This window comes from Pontibacillus salipaludis, assembly GCF_014642405.1.
Taxonomy (GTDB): Bacteria; Bacillota; Bacilli; order Bacillales; family BH030062; genus Pontibacillus; species Pontibacillus salipaludis.
In genome coordinates this window covers 39,945-55,476 of sequence record NZ_BMIN01000024.1, presented here as the reverse complement: position 1 = coordinate 55,476, position 15,532 = coordinate 39,945, and the positions used below count along the sequence as shown (strand labels likewise).

Genomic DNA, 15,532 nt, shown 5'->3' with positions numbered 1-15,532 from the left:
AGGGCTTCGTAGTTTATCTCATCGATATAAATTTCTACGTCAAACTTAGGGAAACCGCCGAGTACGGGTCCGTACGCTCGGTGGTGTGAGAGGACGGAGGTTAGTCACCTCCTCCTACTCGATTATCCCCTCTAGCACATCCAATGGAAGAGGAATTGAGCAGGTGCGTTTCGAATGTATAAGGAAAAGGAAAACCTTTTACATATTCTGATCATGAACTAAAGGGGGCGCTACTATGCGCATATTAATTTTAGGTGGAACGGTTTTTGTTGGGCGCCATTTAACAGAAGCAGCATTAGAAAACGGTCATGAGGTGACCTTGTTTAATCGTGGTCGTACGAACCAGGATTTATTCCCGGATGTTGAAAAGCTAAAAGGGGACCGTTCTGATGATTTAGAGGCATTAAAGGGGCGAGAATGGGATGTAGTCATCGACGCATCAGGTTATACACCTCGTCAGGCAACAGCTACGGCTGAATTGTTAAAGGATTCAGTAAAGCGATACATCTTTATTTCTTCTATCTCTGCATACCGCGATTTCCACGAGAAATACGTAGACGAAACCTATCCCGTTGGAAAACTAGAGGACGAAACAACAGAAGAAGTAAATGCCGAAACCTATGGTCCGTTGAAGGCTTTAGCCGAGAAGAAGCTTGAAGAAGTTATGCCGGGCAAGGTTCTTAACATACGACCTGGCATCATCGTAGGCCCTCATGACCCGACAGATCGTTTCACCTATTGGGTCATGCGTTTTGGCCGCGGAGGGGAAGTACTCGTTCCGGGTAAACAAGATCGTCCTATACAGTGGATTGATGCCCGTGACCTTTCAAAATGGATCATCCAAATGGCTGAACAGGAGGAAACCGGCACATACAATGCGGTCGGATATGATGAAGAATTAACAATGAAGAAGTTCGTCGACGCACTCATTAAACAAAATCCGAATGCGGAAGATCAGTGGATTAGTGATCAGTGCTTGTTAGATAACGAGGCAAAACCGTCCTCTGACCTACCACTTTGGATTCCTGTCTCAGAAGATCATCCTCACGGCTTTATTCTTGCTTCGAACAAGAAAGCCAGAGAGAAAGGTCTTACGTTCCGAAAGTTAGAAGAAACAATCGAAGATACCAGAAAGTGGTTTGAGTCAAGAGAAGATACGGATATGCGCGTTGGCATTGAACCAGATAAAGAAGCGACGATTGTAAGGCGCTGTAAGTAAGCTAAGCCCTATATTTCCTTCTGTATCATAATCATCATTAAGTAGCGATGAAATACGGGGTACTCCTATAGGTTGAGCCACAACTACGTAATAACGAATATAAGAAAGCAGCACTAGGGCCTTCGTCCTCGTAGCTGCTTTTTTGTTTGAGAACGTTCGACTCGTAAACGTTGACGTTCTTTCATAAAACCATATAAAATGAATTCGACAATAAAATTTGCGTATGCGCAAATTTCGACAGGATATAGTAATAAAAAGAGGTGAAACAGACATGATTACAGCATTTGAAGCAATATATGAAGGATTTAAATCAATGGCTCCTGTTATGCAAGCTCTCATTGCTACATTATTCACATGGGGGATGACAGCAGCCGGCGCGGCCCTTGTTTTCTTCTCAAAAGGTACAAATCAGAAATTTATGGACAGTATGCTTGCCTTTGCGGGAGGCGTTATGATTGCAGCCAGTTATTGGTCTTTACTTGCCCCAGCAATAGAGATGGCAGCAGACCAGGCAGTTCCCCAGTGGTTCCCTGCAGTTGTTGGATTCCTGCTAGGAGGATTCTTCTTATTATTAGTAGATAAATTGTTGCCAATGTTTAAGAATTACCCATATTTGCATGATATTGATACGAATGATAATAAACGACGGACGACCTTACTAGTCTTTTCAATGACGCTTCACAATATTCCGGAAGGGTTAGCGGTCGGTGTAGCTTTTGGTGCACTAGCTTCTTCCTTCTCAGAAGCTGCACTAGCTGGTGCTGTTGCGCTTGGTATTGGGATTGGGATTCAGAATTTCCCGGAGGGCGTTGCCGTATCTATGCCGCTACGCCGGGAAGGGATGTCACGTAAGAAGAGCTTTTTCTTTGGGCAATTCTCTGGTATGGTTGAACCAATAAGCGCTTTAATTGGTGCAACGGCGGTTATTTACATTGAACCTCTTCTTCCATACGCGCTAAGCTTTGCGGCCGGAGCGATGATTTTTGTTGTTGCAAAAGAGATTATTCCAGGCTCGCAGGAAAAAGGGAATACTGAGATCGCTTCTATTAGTCTGCTGATCGGCTTTGCCGTTATGATGACTCTAGATGTTGCATTAGGATAAATTCATGTCCCCCTGTTCAAGTGTAGATACAGGGGGGATTTTTTTAGGCCTCCGTACAATATATTATTGGTAATAGAAAGGGGTTTACATATGAGAAATACAGCGTGGTGGTTACGTATACGAAATAGTTATTGGTTCCTCCCAAGTGTGTACAGCATTTTGTCGATTATAGCAGTTGGGGTAACAACGCTAGCTGACCTGTTTTTCGTTGAGGATTTTGCAAAAGTTATTCCATCTATATTTCTGACCAATCGAAGTGTAGCGATGTCTCTGTACACCGCTCTGATTACATCAATCTTAACGATGACGACCATTAGCTTCTCTTCCATTATGGTTGTATTAACGACGTACTCACAGCAGTTTTCTCCAAGAACCTTACAGGATTTTATGAGTGACAGAACAACACAGCACGTGTTAGGTGTTTATGTGTTTGGGTTTATTTATACACTCTGCAATTTACTCCTTCTTACAAAAGATAAAGAACGTCTTCTGGCTAGTCCGTTCCTTACCGTTCTAGTGGCCATTACGACACTTGGATTCTTTGTTGTATTCATCCATCACTCAACTCGTTGGGTGCAGGTGAATAATTTAATAGGTAAAATCCAACATGAAACATATGATGTAATTGGAAGGACCTTCTCAGAGAAGCAATATGATGTTTTTCAGGAGTGGGACCAAAAAGAAGTAGAACAAGTTCAATCTGATCTTAACCGCGTGGTATATGTCGAGCGTTCTGGTTATTTGCAGCATATTGAGTTTAAAGCATTTATACAATGGGCAAAGCAAAACAACATAACGGCTTGGATGCACGTACAGGTTGGCGATTACGTAGAGAAGGGCATCCCTTTATTTTCTTATCGGACAAACGAAGAAGAAGCGGACATAAATGAGAGTACTGGTTTGAATTGTATGATTGTAGGGAAGGAACGAACGAGTCTACAGGATATTGAGTTCTCAATACAAAAATTAGTGGAGATTGCTCTTAGAGCTATATCTCCTGGAATAAATGACCCCCATACGGCCATTAATTGCATTAACCGAATCGGGTCTTTATTAGCTGAATTAGGACATAAATACAAACCATTTCGTTATTATACAGATAATGAGGAAAATTTAAGAATTGTACTCAAGCCAAAGCCTTATAGTGAATATCTTTATAAGAGCTTTTACCAGATCCGTTTATATGGGAAAAATGATGTTTCTGTCATGAACGGAGTGTTAGAAGCATTATATAAAACAGCTCTTGTAAATGAAGGTGAGATCATTGAGGATATTTGGAAATTTGCTGTTTATATAATTGATGGAATTAAAGATGAGGGGTATCATGAAGTAGACCTTAACGTAATACGAGACATTGCTTCTGAACTGGCCAAGCATTGTCAAAAGGAACCTGTGATTTAAAGGAGATAGAGATTTATGGAGTGGAGAAACATTTATAGAGGAATGTTGATGGGAGCAAGCGACGTTGTCCCAGGTGTAAGTGGGGGAACGATTGCTGTCCTACTGGGGATTTATGACCGGTTGATTGAAGCGATTTCAGGCGTTTTTAGTCGGGAGTGGAAGAAGTATATAGGTTTTCTTATTCCTTTGGGGCTTGGAGTAGGAATCTCGATTGTTTCGCTAAGTAAATTGATCGAGTACTTGTTTGAACACCACGAACAAGCGACCCTTTACTTTTTTCTTGGACTAATTATCGGAGTTATTCCGTTCCTGTTACATCAAGCTAATTATAAAGAAAACTTTAAAGGGAGCCACATGGTGTTCCTGTTTGTTTTTGCTGCGCTCGTCGCGTCTATGGCATTTCTTGAGACAGGAGAGCCAGAAGCATGGGAAGGGAGCTTGTCCACCGGGCAAATGATTGCGTTATTCTTCTCAGGTTGGATGGCAAGTATGGCTATGATTTTACCAGGTATCAGTGGATCTTTCCTTTTACTTTTAGTGGGAGTTTATGAAACGGCTATACAAGCTGTATCCCAGCTTCAAATCGGCCGCATCGCTCTAATTGGAGCCGGTGTAGCGGTTGGTCTTCTAATAAGTAGTAAGGCAATCCGTTATTTGTTCAAACGTTTCCCATCTCATACGTACGCAACCGTAATCGGTCTTGTGATTGGATCTGTTTTTGTTGTCTTTCCGGGGTTTCCGGGTGATCTAATTCTTTGCTTGATTACGTTTATTGGTGGCTTATTGGTTGCTTATTTATTAGGGAAAGTTGAGTATTAGGGTTATATAGATAAGAGGTCATCCTTTTGTGGATGACCTCTTATTTTAGTTTTAAATCTAGTAGCTTGTTTAGGCGGGCCTGCAGGATGCAGGTCAGTTCGGTGTTGGCTATTGACGTGCCGGTTTTAACCGAACTTCCTTTTCTGCTGAACAGTCGCCTGCGCTTTTCATTTCTTAATACCTAAATGCTGTTGCGCCTACGATGATTAGTAGGATGAATAGTACAACGATAAGTGTGAATGTTCCTCCGTAGCCACCGCCGTAGCCGCCACCGTAACAACAACCGTATCCACCATAACCGTACATAACATCTTCCTCCTTTATGATCTTAAGAGATTCAGTCATTTTTCATTAGACTTAGTAACCGTAGCCACCGTGTCCTCCAAATTGCGATGCTCCTACGATGATGAGTAGGATGAAAAGAACCACGACGAGCGCGAAACCTGTGCCGTATCCTTCACTCATTTGAATCCCTCCTTCAAGATCTGACTTCTCTACTACAATATGCAGATGACCCGGATTTGGTTGGGTTCTTCCGCGAATTCATTAAAAATGGACGTTTGCCTAGAGAAGGGGGAGGGGTGATGATTTATACAGAAAAAGCCGCCTTAAAAAAGGCGGCTTCCTGAGTTATTTTAGGCTTTTTCCCAGTTAGGTGTTAGTTCAACCCCAGCGGCTTTCAATGTCGTGTAAACGGGACAGCGTTTGTCTGTAATGCGTTGAAGTTCATTGATTCGTTCTTGCGATTCGCTTGTGTGAACCAATGCATGAACGGTAACGGTTTGGAAGTAAGGTCTAACGTTCTCATCCCCCATTAATCCGCGGGGATCAAGGGAGCCATCAATAGTAAATTCAATGCTTTCTAAATCGAAGTTGATTTCTTTGGCAACCATGTTTGCGACCACGGTTTCGCAGCCTGCTAAGGAGCCAAGGAGGGTTGAAAGAGGATCAGCTCCTTCATTTGTGCCTCCCATTTTTTGAGGTTCGTCTATAACAAATGTGTGCTCGTCTGCTTTAATTTCAGTTTTCATACCTTTGGAGTTTGTGGTTACATGAAATTTTTGTTCTGCCATGATTCAATTCCTCCTTTATTGTGATTCTCTTTCATCATAGCGGTTATACAAGTTACAAGATGTAAGGTATATTACATTCTACTCGGGTAGTACCCTTTCCCAATAGGTTTAAACGAAATAGAAAACATGAGGGGGGGTTCTGTAGGATGGATAATACTCATGTAATTCATCTATAATGGAGAAGGAACACTAGACCTTTGTATTTTTTGAGGGCGTTGTTCCTGTCATATTATAAAGGCTTCACTTTACATAAAGAGGTGAAAAGCATGGATAAGTTATTAATGCTCTCCCAAATTAGTCTGTTAGATGAGCTTCCGAAAGATGAGCTCATGGTAATTGATGAGATGAGTGAGATGAAACCGATTAAGAAAGGTACTATTCTTACGTCTCCTGACCAGCCCATTGAATCGTTATTCTTGTTGAAGAAAGGGCAAGTACGACTCTACCGCATGAACGGAGAAGGAAGGCAATTTACGCTTGATATTTTAGTGGATGGAAACATTTTCGGTGAAACCTCAAGCATTTCCCTTACAGATGATCAAGTTTATGCAGAGGCGATGACAGATTCCTACGTTTGTACGCTTAGTCACGAGGATTTCGAAGGGTTTATCGAATCCAACCCTAAAATCGCCCTTAAGCTTATAGATATTTTATCTACTCGTTTGAAAGAGGTATACAGTTTCAGTGAAAAGATTGCATTAAGTGACGTGAAACACAGGTTGCTCTTTTTACTGATGATGCTTAGCGAAAAGACAGGCCGTCGCAAGGGGGAATGGCAGTCGATTGAGATGAAACTCACTCACCAGGATCTGGCTAATATGATTGGTTCTACAAGGGAAACAACAAGTTCCATTATTAGTAGTCTTAAGAAAGAAGGTTATCTAAAAAAGAACATTCGTTTCTCTGTTAACGCTGAAAAAGCAAAAGAGCTGCTCGATGTGTAACCATCGGCAGCTCTTTTTATTATCTGAACCACTTAATATACTTCTCGGTAATGGATGGGACTACTCCACTAAACAACTTGCTTCTCCAGTATTCGTTGCTTGCTTTTTCTATGGCAGCTGTGTGGTTTGGATAAGGGTAAATCATACTTGAAAGTTCACCAATTTTCATCCCTTTCTCAACAGCCAGAATAGCCACTTGCATCCAGTCACCTGCACCTTTGCCAATCGCGTGAGCTCCTAGAATATGACCTTTTGTATCAGTAATAATCTTTATAAACCCTTCTGTTTTATGATCAGCAACGAAGCGGTCAACGTCAGCTAAATCGGTATGATAGAGAAGAACCCCGTCATGTTTTTCTTGTGCTTCTTTTTGGGTTAAGCCAAGGTGGAATACTTCAGGTGTAATGTATGTGTTCCACGGTATTAAATCATAAGAAGCTTTCCGACTTAGGCCAAACACAGCATTTTGTACCACTGTTTTCCCTTCGTAACCAGCTACATGAGTAAATGGTGGTGTGCCGTTTACGTCCCCGATCGCAAAGATGTGACCAACATTTGTGCGAAGGGTCTCATCAACATTTACAAATCCGCGCTCATTCATTTCCACTCCGGCCTGATCCAGTTTTAGAGAGTCTGTATTTGGTTTGCGTCCTGTCGCGAGGAAGATTTGATCTGCCTCGATCTTGTGCTCTTCTTCGTTAACCGAATAGTGAACATAACTCTGCCCACCAGAACGAGATGTTTTCTCTACATTTGCATTCGTGATAATCGTGAGTTCTCGCTCTAGAATCTCCTGGGCTTTCTGTTGAATATCTTGATCTTCTTTGCCAAGCACACCTGGACCTGCTTCAAGGACTGTGACTTCAGAACCTAAGCGGGCGTATGCTTGTGCAATCTCAAGACCAATCGGACCTCCGCCAATAAAGACCATTTTCTTCGGTAGTTGTTCAAGGTCAAAGACGGTTTCATTTGTAAGGTAACCTGTTTCGTTCAACCCTTCGATTGGAGGAACGTTAGGTCTAGAGCCTGTTGCAATGACGAGGCGTTTTCCAAAGAGAGGCTCCTCGTGGTTCTCGATCTCGACTTCATGATCATTTCGAAACGATGCTCCCCCAATAAAGACATCAATTCCTAATTCTTCAAAGCGTTCGATGCTATCGTGTTCCTGGAGGTGAGAGATTGATTCTTTGACGCGTTGATTGATCGCTTTCAAATCAACTTCGCCTGAGGCGTGTACGCCGTACTTGGATACGCTTCGTGCGTGGTGAATTTCGTTTGCGGCTTCAATGAGAGATTTAGAAGGCACACATCCGAAGTGGAGGCAGTCGCCTCCTAAGTCTTCGCGTTTTTCGATTAAGGCTACTTCGGCTCCTAAAGAAGCGGCTCCTGAAGCAACGGTAAGACCACCTGCCCCGCCACCTATTATGATTAAGTCGTACTGTTTCATCGTACATCTCTCCTTTTTATGACAAGATTCGTTTGGCTTCTAAAAAGCGTTGCATAGCTGTAAAGACTTCAATAGCGAAAAAAGCGAGTGTCGTCCACATCAGGATTGAGGGGAATAGCATCATGACGCTGAAGAAGATAAAACCTTCTGTACGCTCTGCTACGCCCGCTTGATAGTAGAAAGATTTAATTCCTTGCTTCTCTGACACAGCCCCAACTGTAAGGAAGATGGTCATGGAGAAGATGATGGAGACACTTAAGAGAAGAAGGGGCCACATTACTTCAGGGTGAAGATAAGCTATTCCTAAAATAATGCTGATTTCAACAATTCGGTCAAATGTGATATCCATTACTGTTCCGAACGAAGAAGGCTTTGTCATTCTGGCCATCGTTCCATCTACTGCATCTAAAAAGCCAGAAAGCCAAAGGGCAACAACAGCAAGGATTGGAAAACCAAGGGCATAGATTCCGCCTGAAGCAATACCAATGATAAACGCGATTGTCGTGACTTGATTCGCAGTTAAACCTAGCTTAGTTAACCACTTCGATGTGTGCTCAATCGAAGGTTGAACATATTTTCTAGCATGTGTGTCAAGCATGGTTACACCTCCTGCGCCCTCTATCCTGTAAAGCCAAGCCACCTTTTAATCCGGTCTCGAAACAGAAAGGTGAAGGCCATTAGCGCAAGAAGAAGAGAGACAGCTAACATAATTTGTTTTATATTACCGGTACCAAGACTTGCTCCTAAATAGCTGTAAAGGAGCGTTCCTGGAAACATCCCGATCATGGATGCTGGAATGAAGGATCGGAATTTAACCCGGGTAATTCCTGCTACATAACTTAAGAGATCGAATCCAACGATTGGAGTAAGGCGAAGAATGAGAACGTATAGAAATCCATTTTGATCGATCTTTGTAAATAATTGTTCTGACCATGAGAAGTTTTGTACTTTGACGAGTGAATCCCCAAAGAAGCGACCCATCACATATCCGGTCGCTGCAGCCCCGGTTGCTCCTAATAAAATATAGAGAAATCCAGGCCACACCCCGTACACGAATCCTGCAACCAACGAAAGAATCGATGTAGGGAAGAAGACGATAGGGCCGAGCGCATAAATGAGAAAGAAGATAAAAGGCGACCACCATCCAAAGGACTTTACAAATGTACTGATCTCATCTTTCCCTAAATTGAACTCAAACCGAACAATATATGCGGCAATACCAAATAGGATGAGTACAATTGCCGGTTTCATCCATTTTTTTAGTTGTGTCATATTACCCATTCCTTTGCTGTGAATTTATAAACGTTTGAACGGAATCGGGGTGTGCTGATACGTAGATCCTCTCATGGGTATTGAGTCTTATTGAGCTTGAAACGGTGACGTGTTGATGTAAGTCTTCTATGAAAATTTGATAAAGCGTGTGACCGTGAACGTGCAATTTGTTCTTCATAACGCCTTTCCAAACGGAAGCAACTTGTTTTGGTTTTGTTTTTGATAAGAAAAGCGATTGAACAGGAATGAATGTTTCCTGGTCCACGATTAAATGGTCTCCAAAGAAATCTGCAACAAAAGCGTTAGAGGGAGAGTGGTAGACGTGTTCTGGCTCACCGATTTGTTGGAACTGGCCATTCTCAAAGACGCCTACATAGTCTCCCATTTGCATAGCTTCTTCTTTGTCATGTGTCACAAAGATTGCCGTAATCTCCTGGTCTTTCAAAAGTTGTCTTACCCAAGTTCGCATCTCATTTCTTAGGCGCACATCTAAGCTGCTAAAAGGCTCGTCGAGTAAGAGTAGATCTGGTGAGATCGCTAAAGATCTAGCTAAGGATACGCGCTGTTGCTGGCCACCTGATAATTCATAGGGGAAACTCTTCTCATATCCGGCAAGGCCAACTTGGTTGATCAACTCTTGTGCGAGACGCAACCTTTCCTTTTTCTTCCTTCCTTGAAAGGTTAAACCGTAAGCTACATTCTCTTGAATGGTCATGTGTGGAAACAATAATGGGTGTTGGAATACTAAGCTTACTGGGCGTTTATTTGCTTCTAGGGCTGTTACGTCTTTGTCATTAATAACAAACGTGCCTGTCGAAAACGATTCAAGACCCGCTAAGCATCGAAGAAGGGTTGTCTTACCGCTTCCTGAGGGTCCTACGATACTTAAGATGTCTCCTTTATTTAATGTGAAAGAGAGGTTCTGGAAAATCGCTTCTTTATGAAATGATTTCGATGTTTGCTCTACAGTAATAAACGATGATGTCATAAACGAGTCCTCCAAGGATTTTGATACGGAAGGAGCGATAGTAAAAGCTCCATTGAAAGGTAGAATAAGATTGGAAGCAAAGCGAACCAGGTTGAGAACGCTGCAAGTACCGTACTTCCTGCTGAATCTAAGAAAGGGAAGTAGATCATGGCGAGCGTAACGACATTCCCACCTCCAATAATGGCTGTAATGACATACTGGCTAAGGCTGATGACAAAGATTAGAAAAACTGTACTTCTAATCGAGGGCATAAGGAGGGGCAACTCAACACTAAAGAAGCGATGCCACCTATTTGTACCAAGCACTTGAGCTTGTTGCAGCATTCCAGTCCCTATCGAAGCGTAGCCACTTTGCAACATTTTGATGCTGTATGGAATAGTAGGTACGAGGTGAATAAGTACGACTCCTATCCACGTATCTGAGAGGCCAATACGAATCATGGCGACGTGAATGCCCATCGCAATTGCCAATAAAGGAACAATTAAAGGCAAGAGGAAGAGCGATTCGATTACTGATTTCCCTTTAAAAGAATAGAAAGCGAGCGCTTTTCCGGCTAAGAGACCGATGCTCAAATTTAGGAACACGACAAGAGCTCCTATACCTAAAGAAACAAGGGTTGCGTGAATTAACTGACTTTCGGAGAAGAGCGTTTCCCAGCCTATAAAGGAAAATTCAATGTCTTCATTTCGGCCAAAACCAAAGTTCAACACGGTGCTCTTTAACAATAGAAATACGACAGGAAGGATGAAGAAGAGCAACGTGAGCGCCCAAAACTGTATTTTTTTCTGTTTGCTAAGTTGATTCATACTAATCCTGTCCTTTCGTAAGGAGCATCCGTTTTCGGTTCATAGCCGAAAAGGCGATAAAGCTTACGATACCGATTAAAATGCTAGTTATAATCATTGAAGCAAAAGCTAGAGGGCGTTCATTCCAATCTCCTGAATAAAACCAATCGTAGGTTAAAACGGAGATCATCTCAGGGAACGTAGCCCCGAGTAAGAACGGTACCTCGTAGGCGCTTAAAATAAAGGCGAATAAGATAATACCCGCTTCAAGCAGAACCGGGAACACCCATGGCCACTCTGCATCTTTAAATGCGGCCCACTTCCCGCCGCCTAAAGTCTGGACGAGATCTTTATATCCAGTTTGCTGTTTCGCGTAGATCGGCAGCAGCATTAAGACAACAAAAGGAGTTTCCTTTCCTACATAGGTAAGAATGATCCCAATTCCATTTTGATCATTGGTCATAATAGGAAAAGATGATGTGCTGCTAATCAATCCCATTTCGACAAGTGAATGGGAGATAAGACCGCTCTGCTCAAAAAGGAGGAGAACAATATATCCCCACACAAAATGAGGAAACAACATAGGGAGCCAAATGCTAAGTTTTCCTTTTGTACTCTGGATAATAGAGGTGAAGGCTCTTGTGAGCAGCAACCCAAGTAATAAAGAGAGCACTGTTGCGATTAAGGTAATGCGAACACTATAGCCAACAGACTCCCAAAACGCCTCTTGTTGGAAGAGTACTCTATAATGCTTGGTTGTGAATGAACCATTTTCATGTAAGCTGGTCCAAATGGCTGAAAATAAACCATAGGCTGGTAGACTGAGAAAAAGTAAGGCCGGAGTTAGGAGAACCCAAGCCTTATTTGTCTCTGATAACTTCATCTTTCCAATTCTCCTTTATCCACTCTACATATTGGGCATCGGCCTCTGGAAGGAAGCGTTTGTCTAATACTTCGTTTGACAGGACGCTCTCCCCGCGGTCTAATGATTCAAAAGCTTGGCGGTCCTCTTTTGATAATTTATCTAAGCTGATTGGTGTGTTATCGCCCCAATAGGTAGGCTCAAGCTTTGCCGTTTGAGCATCTGGAGACAATAGGAAGTTAATCGCTGTCATTGCCCCTGCTTTATTTGGGCTATTGTAAGGGATCGCTAGAAAGTGAGTGTTTCCAATTGACCCTGAATCTAACACGAAACTACGAGTGGACTCTTTGAAAATTCCATCTTCGATCATATGTTCAGCGCGCGCCTCGTTATACCCCATCGTCATCGACACTTCACCCTTACTGTATAATCGGTCTAATTCAGCTAAGGAAGCAGGGTAGTGCTTCCCATCTCTCCATAAATCCGATTGAATATCGTTCAAGTAAGACCACATGTATGAACCGGCTTCACTTGCTAACTCCTTAGAAAATGGCTCTTCAATGAGTGTATCGGTATCTTCTGCCCCTTTATAGAGAAGGTGTCTTAAGAAAGCATTGCCAGAGAAGTCATCTGGATTGGGGTAGGTAAATTCCCCAGGGTTGTTGCTAATCCACGTCTTAAGCTCTTCGAATGTTGCAGGTGGTTGTTCGATCTTTTCTTGATCATATAAGAAAACGAACTGAACTTTCCCCCAAGGTGCTTCATAGCCTTCTGTTGGTGTGCCGAAGTCGTAATCAAAAGCAAGATTTTCTTGTTCGTAGTAATCGGTAAAGTTGGGCAATTGATCACGGAAGGGCCCGTAGAGAAGTTCGTTCTCTTTCGCATTTTTAAAATTCTCCCCGTTTACCCAAATGACATCAATCGTGCCATCCTGTTTGCTTGCCTGTTTCTCAGAGTAAAGTTTCTGCAGGATGTTGACTGTGTCCATCGAAGTACGTTCTAAGTTGATGTTGTATTGGTCTTGTAAGCGAGGGGCGACCCATTCGTCTATATAGTTGTTAATACCTTCATCGCCTCCCCACATATGTAGGCGTACAGTGGTTTCTGAAGCTTGAGCCTCGATCTCTTCAAAAGAGGTGTCTTGTAAGGATTGGGTGTTGCTATTACTCTCTCCGTCTGCATTGCTGCAAGCTGATAGAAGAAGTGTGAATAGAAAAAAGCTTATAAATTTTTTCAAGTATAATCCCCCTTGTTTCTTAGATAATATTTTTTGTCTATGGTTGAGCTTTGCGGTACTTGGACTTCGGCGTTCGAAGTAGATTTGGTCATTAGTCGGGTTGTGCTTTTCTTTGGTGTCTAGCTCCGGCGGGGAGGGCCTAGCGCGATAAGCAATCTACCTCCAGTCTGCTCTGCAGACTTACAGTAGCTCGCTTATCCGTACGGCCCTGGGCAACCCCGCCTGTGCTTTTCTTTTGTCTAGCTCCGGGGGCTAGGGGCTAGCGAGATAAGCAAACTACCTGCAGTCTGCTGCGCAGACTTACAGTAGCTTGCTTATCCGTACGGCCCTGGGCATCCCTCCTGTGCTTTTCATTGGTGTCTAGCTCCGGCTCCTAGCCCCTAGCGTCATAAGCAATCTACCTGCAGTCTGCTACGCAGACTTACGGTAGCTTGCTTATGCGGGCCTGCAGGATGCAGGTCAGTTCGGTGTTGGCACAGGACGTGCCGGTTTTAACCGAACTTCCTCTTCTGCTGAACAGTCGCCTGTGCTTTTCTTTGGTGTCTAGCTCCGGCGGGGAGGGCCTAGCGCGATAAGTCATCTTTTCTCCAAAGGCTAATCGCCTTTTCCGAAAAGCTGTCTTATCCGTACGGCCCTGGGCACCCCGCCTGTGCTTTTCTTTATTCCATTATACATTTATTATAAAAGTATTAACTGTAATCCAACTTACATGAATGTGCTCATGTGTTTCGATTCTGGTTGGGATATGTTTAAATAGGGTGAGAGTATTTCAAGGAGGTTGTTTTAGTGGAGTTTATTCGTGAGATGAAGACATTTCAAGATCTTATAAATGGGGAAGAGCCGGTTATTATTAAGTTCTCTGCGAATTGGTGTCCGGATTGTAAGCGTATGGATATGTTTATTGGTGATATTGTGGAAGAGTACAATGCTTATAAATGGTTCGAGATTAACAGTGATGAGTTACCTGATGTTGCCCAGGAGTATGAAGTTATGGGGATTCCTAGTATTCTTGTATTCCAAAACGGTCAGAAGATCGCTCATCTTCATAGTGCAGATGCGAAGACGCCTGAGGAAGTACAAGGTTTCTTAGCTAGCACGTTTAAATAACCGAAATGGTTGGTTTTCAAACACACAAATGTGGAGTAAAATGGAAAAAACTCCGCGTTTGTGTGTTTTTTTATGGGCAATTGTAAGGAGGCATTGAGGTGTTAGGAATCTTTGAGAGGCATCATAAGTGGGTGAATGCTTCTGTTTTTCTAGGAATTGGAGCATTGATGGCGGCTGTTTCGTTTCTGTCACTATCATTCTATATGTTGTACATAGGTATTCTCTTGTTAGGTCTTCTTCAGTTAATAACGGATGCTTCAGTAGAAGCGTCCCTTTCATCTTCAGAAGAAAGCGTAATGAAGCGGTTTGGGTGGAAGGTTGTGAAAGGATTTCCAGTCGCTTTTGTGTTTATGCTGATCATCATAAACGAAAAGCCGGGGGAAGTACCAGGAGGAGAATCGCAGAAGTTCTTTCTGTTAGGTACCATCTTTGTGAGTGGTTTGTTTGCTCGACTGCGTAAAAATCCTAATACGTATCAAGATCCCGATCCTTTACGAGAGAGTCAGGTGAGGTTGGCTGCTTTATTATTAGCGGTTGCCCTTGTATTCTTCGCTACTCTGTTCGGGGTGGGGCACATGTTCGAATAGAGTACGAAACGTTTTCCTTCTTAAACCGTAAATAGAGGTAGCCGAACAGAGGGGGCGGTTGATGGTGACAAAGGCAGAGTTGCAGAAGTTAAGAAAGAAACAAATTCGAAACAATTATATGATTATCATTCCTTTGATGATTCTCTTTTTAATTGTGTTTTTCTTCGCTTCGAGTCCCAAGGTATTTTATTTAGTCTTATGGATTATGGTTATCCTGGCATTTATGATTGAAGGATATAGATACTTCACCGGCAAGGTTGCCTTTTCAAAGGATATGAAGCGGTTGGCGGAATATGAGAAAGGTAAGATGGGGGAGAAACAGTTCTATAAAGAACGGAAAACGGCATTGTTGACGGAAGGCTTGATGGTGATTGTGATAGGTATGCAGATGCTTCTGGCCCAAGATGAGGAACCTTTCTTTACAGATGGGGCTTTTCGATGGACGATGGTAGCTATTCTAGTCATTTTTATACCAGCTATTCATGTCTCAGTAAAGGCTCGCGCAAAGCGAATTGATGAGTGGGACCAGGAGAAGCTGAAAGATTATCAAAAGAACACAATAAAGAGAGGAATAGCTGCTTTCTTTATTGTGTTCTTCGGCATGCTTATTGTGGCAGGGGTTATAATTGCTAATTTATAAAGAGTTCTACAATTCTTTGAAATTATATAGAAAGCAAAAACGAGTATGA

The 15,532-nt window shown here is 42.7% G+C and carries 18 protein-coding genes; 8 read left to right on the top strand and 10 right to left on the bottom strand.

The window, feature by feature from the left end:
• The first annotated feature begins 235 nt into the window (after nucleotides 1-235).
• The 4 genes from IEW76_RS19195 (at nucleotide 236) to IEW76_RS19180 (ending at nucleotide 4,541) form a co-directional block, all read left to right on the top strand.
• Nucleotides 236-1,219, top strand: a complete 984-nt coding sequence (locus IEW76_RS19195; protein WP_188655996.1) for an NAD-dependent epimerase/dehydratase family protein — start codon at nucleotides 236-238, stop codon at nucleotides 1,217-1,219.
• 292 nt (nucleotides 1,220-1,511) lie between these two features.
• On the top strand, nucleotides 1,512-2,321 hold the full coding sequence (locus IEW76_RS19190) for a ZIP family metal transporter (RefSeq protein ID WP_373286020.1): 810 nt from the start codon (nucleotides 1,512-1,514) through the stop codon (nucleotides 2,319-2,321).
• 90 nt (nucleotides 2,322-2,411) lie between these two features.
• Nucleotides 2,412-3,722, top strand: a complete 1,311-nt coding sequence (locus tag IEW76_RS19185) for a DUF2254 domain-containing protein (RefSeq protein ID WP_188655994.1) — start codon at nucleotides 2,412-2,414, stop codon at nucleotides 3,720-3,722.
• 15 nt (nucleotides 3,723-3,737) lie between these two features.
• The gene (locus IEW76_RS19180; RefSeq protein WP_188655993.1) at nucleotides 3,738-4,541 is read left to right on the top strand and encodes a DUF368 domain-containing protein; all 804 of its coding nucleotides are present in this window, start codon (nucleotides 3,738-3,740) and stop codon (nucleotides 4,539-4,541) included.
• 174 nt (nucleotides 4,542-4,715) lie between these two features.
• On the opposite strand, the gene IEW76_RS19175 is transcribed toward IEW76_RS19180, so the two are convergent.
• The 3 genes from IEW76_RS19175 to IEW76_RS19165 form a co-directional block, all read right to left on the bottom strand.
• On the bottom strand, nucleotides 4,716-4,847 hold the full coding sequence (locus IEW76_RS19175) for a YjcZ family sporulation protein (RefSeq protein WP_084599704.1): 132 nt from the start codon (nucleotides 4,845-4,847) through the stop codon (nucleotides 4,716-4,718).
• 51 nt (nucleotides 4,848-4,898) lie between these two features.
• Entirely contained in the window at nucleotides 4,899-5,006 is a 108-nt protein-coding gene (locus tag IEW76_RS19170; RefSeq protein WP_084599696.1) for a YjcZ family sporulation protein, read from the bottom strand.
• 170 nt (nucleotides 5,007-5,176) lie between these two features.
• Complete coding sequence (locus IEW76_RS19165; RefSeq protein WP_188655992.1) at nucleotides 5,177-5,614, bottom strand: OsmC family protein; 438 nt, start codon at nucleotides 5,612-5,614, stop codon at nucleotides 5,177-5,179.
• 266 nt (nucleotides 5,615-5,880) lie between these two features.
• On the opposite strand from IEW76_RS19165, the gene IEW76_RS19160 reads away from it, so the two are divergent.
• Nucleotides 5,881-6,558 carry a Crp/Fnr family transcriptional regulator gene (locus IEW76_RS19160; RefSeq protein ID WP_188655991.1) on the top strand — a complete coding sequence of 226 codons (678 nt, stop codon included), beginning with the start codon at nucleotides 5,881-5,883 and terminating at the stop codon, nucleotides 6,556-6,558.
• 19 nt (nucleotides 6,559-6,577) lie between these two features.
• Here the strand turns inward: IEW76_RS19160 and IEW76_RS19155 are convergent, their stop codons facing one another.
• From IEW76_RS19155 to IEW76_RS19125, 7 genes are read right to left on the bottom strand one after another with little or no spacing between them, the layout of a single operon-like run.
• The gene (locus IEW76_RS19155; RefSeq protein ID WP_188655990.1) at nucleotides 6,578-8,005 is read right to left on the bottom strand and encodes a dihydrolipoyl dehydrogenase family protein; all 1,428 of its coding nucleotides are present in this window, start codon (nucleotides 8,003-8,005) and stop codon (nucleotides 6,578-6,580) included.
• A 16-nt stretch (nucleotides 8,006-8,021) separates the two neighbouring features.
• Nucleotides 8,022-8,603 (bottom strand): CDP-alcohol phosphatidyltransferase family protein, encoded by a 582-nt coding sequence (locus tag IEW76_RS19150; RefSeq protein WP_188655989.1) that lies wholly within the window; start codon nucleotides 8,601-8,603, stop codon nucleotides 8,022-8,024.
• 20 nt (nucleotides 8,604-8,623) lie between these two features.
• Nucleotides 8,624-9,277 carry a TVP38/TMEM64 family protein gene (locus IEW76_RS19145; protein WP_188655988.1) on the bottom strand — a complete coding sequence of 218 codons (654 nt, stop codon included), beginning with the start codon at nucleotides 9,275-9,277 and terminating at the stop codon, nucleotides 8,624-8,626.
• 1 nt (nucleotide 9,278) lies between these two features.
• Nucleotides 9,279-10,265, bottom strand: a complete 987-nt coding sequence (locus tag IEW76_RS19140) for an ABC transporter ATP-binding protein (RefSeq protein WP_188655987.1) — start codon at nucleotides 10,263-10,265, stop codon at nucleotides 9,279-9,281.
• On the bottom strand, nucleotides 10,262-11,071 hold the full coding sequence (locus IEW76_RS19135; RefSeq protein WP_188655986.1) for an ABC transporter permease: 810 nt from the start codon (nucleotides 11,069-11,071) through the stop codon (nucleotides 10,262-10,264). Before IEW76_RS19135 ends, IEW76_RS19140 begins: the two co-directional genes overlap by 4 nt.
• Before the next feature lies 1 nt (nucleotide 11,072).
• Nucleotides 11,073-11,933, bottom strand: a complete 861-nt coding sequence (locus IEW76_RS19130) for an ABC transporter permease (protein WP_188655985.1) — start codon at nucleotides 11,931-11,933, stop codon at nucleotides 11,073-11,075.
• Nucleotides 11,911-13,149 carry an ABC transporter substrate-binding protein gene (locus tag IEW76_RS19125; RefSeq protein ID WP_188655984.1) on the bottom strand — a complete coding sequence of 413 codons (1,239 nt, stop codon included), beginning with the start codon at nucleotides 13,147-13,149 and terminating at the stop codon, nucleotides 11,911-11,913. The genes IEW76_RS19130 and IEW76_RS19125 overlap by 23 nt, the downstream gene beginning before the upstream one ends.
• Nucleotides 13,150-13,953: 804 nt before the next feature.
• Here IEW76_RS19125 and IEW76_RS19120 point away from each other — a divergent pair.
• The 3 genes from IEW76_RS19120 to IEW76_RS19110 all read left to right on the top strand — a co-directional run bounded on the left by IEW76_RS19120 (nucleotide 13,954) and on the right by IEW76_RS19110 (nucleotide 15,483).
• Nucleotides 13,954-14,256 (top strand): thioredoxin family protein, encoded by a 303-nt coding sequence (locus tag IEW76_RS19120; protein ID WP_188656001.1) that lies wholly within the window; start codon nucleotides 13,954-13,956, stop codon nucleotides 14,254-14,256.
• Between the two features lie 98 nt (nucleotides 14,257-14,354).
• Complete coding sequence (locus tag IEW76_RS19115) at nucleotides 14,355-14,843, top strand: hypothetical protein (protein WP_188655983.1); 489 nt, start codon at nucleotides 14,355-14,357, stop codon at nucleotides 14,841-14,843.
• 61 nt (nucleotides 14,844-14,904) lie between these two features.
• On the top strand, nucleotides 14,905-15,483 hold the full coding sequence (locus IEW76_RS19110; protein ID WP_188655982.1) for a hypothetical protein: 579 nt from the start codon (nucleotides 14,905-14,907) through the stop codon (nucleotides 15,481-15,483).
• The last annotated feature ends 49 nt before the right edge of the window (nucleotides 15,484-15,532 follow it).

Coding starts and splice junctions, on each gene's coding strand:
- IEW76_RS19135 (WP_188655986.1), bottom strand. CDS start 11,071: ATGAATCAACTTAGCAAACAGAAAAAAATACAGTTTTGGGCGCTCACG.
- IEW76_RS19175 (WP_084599704.1), bottom strand. CDS start 4,847: ATGTACGGTTATGGTGGATACGGTTGTTGTTACGGTGGCGGCTACGGC.
- IEW76_RS19185 (WP_188655994.1), top strand. CDS start 2,412: ATGAGAAATACAGCGTGGTGGTTACGTATACGAAATAGTTATTGGTTC.
- IEW76_RS19130 (WP_188655985.1), bottom strand. CDS start 11,933: ATGAAGTTATCAGAGACAAATAAGGCTTGGGTTCTCCTAACTCCGGCC.
- IEW76_RS19155 (WP_188655990.1), bottom strand. CDS start 8,005: ATGAAACAGTACGACTTAATCATAATAGGTGGCGGGGCAGGTGGTCTT.
- IEW76_RS19180 (WP_188655993.1), top strand. CDS start 3,738: ATGGAGTGGAGAAACATTTATAGAGGAATGTTGATGGGAGCAAGCGAC.
- IEW76_RS19165 (WP_188655992.1), bottom strand. CDS start 5,614: ATGGCAGAACAAAAATTTCATGTAACCACAAACTCCAAAGGTATGAAA.
- IEW76_RS19145 (WP_188655988.1), bottom strand. CDS start 9,277: ATGACACAACTAAAAAAATGGATGAAACCGGCAATTGTACTCATCCTA.
- IEW76_RS19150 (WP_188655989.1), bottom strand. CDS start 8,603: ATGCTTGACACACATGCTAGAAAATATGTTCAACCTTCGATTGAGCAC.
- IEW76_RS19170 (WP_084599696.1), bottom strand. CDS start 5,006: ATGAGTGAAGGATACGGCACAGGTTTCGCGCTCGTCGTGGTTCTTTTC.
- IEW76_RS19195 (WP_188655996.1), top strand. CDS start 236: ATGCGCATATTAATTTTAGGTGGAACGGTTTTTGTTGGGCGCCATTTA.
- IEW76_RS19110 (WP_188655982.1), top strand. CDS start 14,905: ATGGTGACAAAGGCAGAGTTGCAGAAGTTAAGAAAGAAACAAATTCGA.
- IEW76_RS19140 (WP_188655987.1), bottom strand. CDS start 10,265: ATGACATCATCGTTTATTACTGTAGAGCAAACATCGAAATCATTTCAT.
- IEW76_RS19120 (WP_188656001.1), top strand. CDS start 13,954: ATGAAGACATTTCAAGATCTTATAAATGGGGAAGAGCCGGTTATTATT.
- IEW76_RS19160 (WP_188655991.1), top strand. CDS start 5,881: ATGGATAAGTTATTAATGCTCTCCCAAATTAGTCTGTTAGATGAGCTT.